This window comes from Parvibaculum sp., assembly GCF_035511255.1.
In the GTDB taxonomy this organism is placed as follows: domain Bacteria; phylum Pseudomonadota; class Alphaproteobacteria; order Parvibaculales; family Parvibaculaceae; genus Parvibaculum.
Map to the genome: position 1 here is coordinate 1 of NZ_DATKFR010000505.1, position 3294 is coordinate 3294.

At 63.1% G+C, this 3294-nt stretch carries 3 protein-coding genes; 1 reads left to right on the top strand and 2 read right to left on the bottom strand.

The features are described 5' to 3' along the window. Positions 1-130: 130 nt before the first annotated feature. Positions 131-1099 carry a thioredoxin-disulfide reductase gene (trxB, locus tag VMR03_RS18640; protein WP_325407921.1) on the bottom strand — a complete coding sequence of 323 codons (969 nt, stop codon included), beginning with the start codon at positions 1097-1099 and terminating at the stop codon, positions 131-133. Positions 1100-1200: 101 nt separating this feature from the next. Then, a complete protein-coding gene (locus VMR03_RS18645; RefSeq protein WP_325407923.1) occupies positions 1201-1806 on the bottom strand; it encodes a peroxiredoxin in 606 nt (201 codons plus the stop codon). Between the two features lie 215 nt (positions 1807-2021). Here VMR03_RS18645 and VMR03_RS18650 point away from each other — a divergent pair, with 215 nt between their 5' ends. Then, positions 2022-3065 (top strand): glycosyltransferase family 4 protein, encoded by a 1044-nt coding sequence (locus tag VMR03_RS18650; protein ID WP_325407925.1) that lies wholly within the window; start codon positions 2022-2024, stop codon positions 3063-3065. The last annotated feature ends 229 nt before the right edge of the window (positions 3066-3294 follow it).

Consider the following 3294-nt stretch of genomic DNA (forward strand, 5'->3'; position numbering starts at 1 on the left):
TGGAATTGTTGGGGCTTTCCTGACCCTCTGATGTCATCCCGGCCTTGTGCCGGGACCCAGGGGCCGCTTGCTCAACGCCTGTCGCTCTGGATCCCGGCACAAGGCCGGGATGACATTTCCTATGGAAATGTCACTCTGCCGCCTGCGCGTGGCCGGCGTCTTCCGCCGCGAGGAAGCGCTCGGTCTCGAGCGCGGCCATGCAGCCCATGCCGGCCGCCGTCACCGCCTGGCGATAGATGTCGTCCGAAACGTCGCCCGCCGCGAAGACGCCGGGAATATTGGTCGCCGTGCCGCCGGGCACCGTCTTCAGGTAGCCGCCGGGCTTCATGTCGAGCTGGTCGACGAAAAGCTCGGTCGCCGGCTTGTGGCCGATGGCGACGAAAATGCCATGCGCCGGAATGACGCGCGTCTCGCCCGTCTTGACGTTCGTGACCTTTGCGCCCGTGACGCCGCGCGGCTCGCTGTCGCCGACGACTTCATCGATGACCGAATCCCAGATCACCTCGATCTTCGGATTCTTGAACAGGCGCTCCTGCATGATCTTCTCGGCGCGGAAGGAATTGCGGCGATGAATGACCGTGACCTTCGAGGCGAAATTGGTGAGGAAAAGTGCTTCCTCGACGGCCGTATTGCCGCCGCCGACCAGAAGCACTTCCTTGCCGCGATAGAAGAAGCCGTCGCAGGTGGCGCAGGCCGAAACGCCGAAGCCCTGGAAATGCTGTTCCGACGGAATACCGAGCCACTTCGCCTGCGCGCCCGTCGCGATGATGACCGCGTCCGACGTGTAGGTCGTGCCGCTGTCGCCGACGAAGCGGAACGGGCGTTTCGAGAGATCGGCATGGACGATCGTGTCGCCGACGATGTCGGTGCCCATGTGGCGCGCCTGCGCCTCCATCTGCTCCATCAGCCAGGGGCCCTGAATGGCCTCGGCGAAACCCGGATAATTCTCGACTTCGGTGGTGATGGTGAGCTGGCCGCCCGGCTGGATGCCCTGCACGAGCGTCGGCTTGAGCATGGCGCGCGCGGCATAGATCGCGGCCGTATAGCCGGCAGCGCCGCCGCCGATGATGAGGACCCTGGAGTGCTTCGTGTCGGACATGATGGTTCCGTTGGCTCGCGGCTGGGGACATTCGGGAAGAAGGCGGGCCGCCCCATAATATAGGGAGGGAGCGGCCCGTCCGAAAGTGCGGCTAGGCGCGCTTAGAGCGCTTCGGCGTGGCTGCCGAGATACTTGGCAACGCCCTTGGCGTCCGCCTGCATGCCTTCCTGGCCCTTCTGCCAGCCGGCCGGGCAGACTTCGCCGTTTTCCTCGTGGAATTGCAGCGCATCGACCATGCGCAGCGCCTCGTCGGCGTTGCGGCCGAGCGGCAGGTCGTTGACGAGCTGGTGGCGGACGATGCCGTCCTTGTCGATGAGGAAGGTGCCGCGCAGCGCGACGCCGGCATCCTCGATCAGCACGTCATAATCGCGCGCGATCGACTTCGTGATGTCGGCCACCATCGGGAACTGCACCGGGCCGAGGCCGCCATCCTTGGGCGCCGTGTTGCGCCAGGCGCTATGCGTGTACTGGCTGTCGACGCTGACCGCGACGACCTTGACGTTGCGCTCCTTGAACTGCGGCACGCGGTTCGAATAGGCGAGGATTTCCGAGGGGCAGACGAAGGTGAAGTCGAGCGGATAGAAGAAGACGAGGCCGTAGCTGCCTTTGAGATGGGACTTCAGATTGAAGTCCTCGACAATGTCGCCACTGGCGAGAACCGCGGCTGCGGTGAAATCGGGGGCGGGCTTGCCGACGAGTACGCTCATAAACTGGCTCCTTGATCCTTGAAACGGGAGGTCTTTGGAATCGCTCCAAACTGATAGATGCTAATTAGAGGCATTCCAGAAATATTGCAAGTGCTAACGCCGTAAAAGGCGGGGGTGCGCCAAAATGGCGCTTCACGACTGGCGCGCTCCGCCGTGATTTCCCTTAATCTGGAACGCGAAACGACATAGCCGGGGGGCACATGGCGGGGGACCGCTTGAAGATAGTACAGGCCATTTTCACGGCCGGTTTTGCGGGGTCGGAACGGATCGCTGCGGAACTCTGCAACGGGCTGGCCGAGAAGCACGACGTCCTGCTTCTCGTGGCGGATGATTGCGACAAGGATCCGAACCGGTCAATTCTTTCCTACATTTCGCCCCGGGTTCAGGTCCGGAGGGTTCCAAAATTCCTGCGGATGCCGCGCGTGGTCCTTGAAGTGCTCAGAGCGAAGGCGTCCGTCTATCACGGCCATCTGGGGCGCGCCGTCGGCTACGCGAAATTCCTGCCGGGTTCGATCAAACGGGTCGCGACCTGGCACATGGGCAGGCCTGTCGAAACCGTCGGGCTCGACGGCGTGAGCCTCATTTCGGAATGGCAGAAGACGCTGCTCCCGTCGCGGCGGGGCCGTGTCGAGGCGCGCGTCATCCCCAACTGGGTTTCGGAATTCAGGAAGCCTTCGCTCGAGCGGGTTGCCGCGCTGCGTGCAGAGTGTGGATTTGGTCCCGATGATTTCGTCTTCGGCTTTGTCGGCCGTCCATCGCCGCGCAAGAAGCTCGCGACCGCGCTCGAGGCCTTTCTGAAATGGAATCGTCCCGATGCGCGTTTTCTTATCGTCGGGGCAGGCCCCGAAGTCGGGAGGCATGCCGGCTTCAGTGCCGACGATCCGCGCATACGCTATCTGGGTCACAGGCCGGATGCGCTCGATCTTTATGCGGTGATGGATTGTCTCGTCGTTCCGTCGCGCGAAGAACCTTTTGGGCTCGTCGCCATCGAGGCGATGCGCGCCGGTTGCCGGCTGATCGTCCACAACAGCCACGGCCTTGCCGACATTGCCGCCACGAATCCCGAGATCGACGCCATCGACACCACGAACCCCGACGAGTTGGTCGCCGCGCTGGAACGCGCTTACCGGTTGCGTGGCGTCGCCCCGCGTTACGACATGACACTCTATGCGCCGGATGCACGCGTGGCCGACGTCGAGGCCTTCTATCGCGATCTTCTGACGGCGCGAAACAGGGCGCGTCGTAAAGCAATGCCATGAAGCGCCCCGCTTCCCGGAAATTTGCGTAGAACCGGTCGTCATCTTAAGGAGAAACGAAAAAACTCGGCGCGCAGTCGCCCCGCGGCGCAGGTGTGCGCCGTCCATCCGGAGCGGCCATGTTTCGCGGAAGGGAGTGCCGCAAACCGGACGGCGGATACAGGCAGATTGCTCCCTGTGGCTAACCGGTGACGGCATTTCGATCCGTCATGAATTGAACTCGGGGGAGAAA

What these genes read in the sequence shown, in the direction of transcription:
- trxB (WP_325407921.1), bottom strand. Translation starts at nt 1,099, where the DNA reads ATGTCCGACACGAAGCACTCCAGGGTCCTCATCATCGGCGGCGGCGCT.
- VMR03_RS18645 (WP_325407923.1), bottom strand. Translation starts at nt 1,806, where the DNA reads ATGAGCGTACTCGTCGGCAAGCCCGCCCCCGATTTCACCGCAGCCGCG.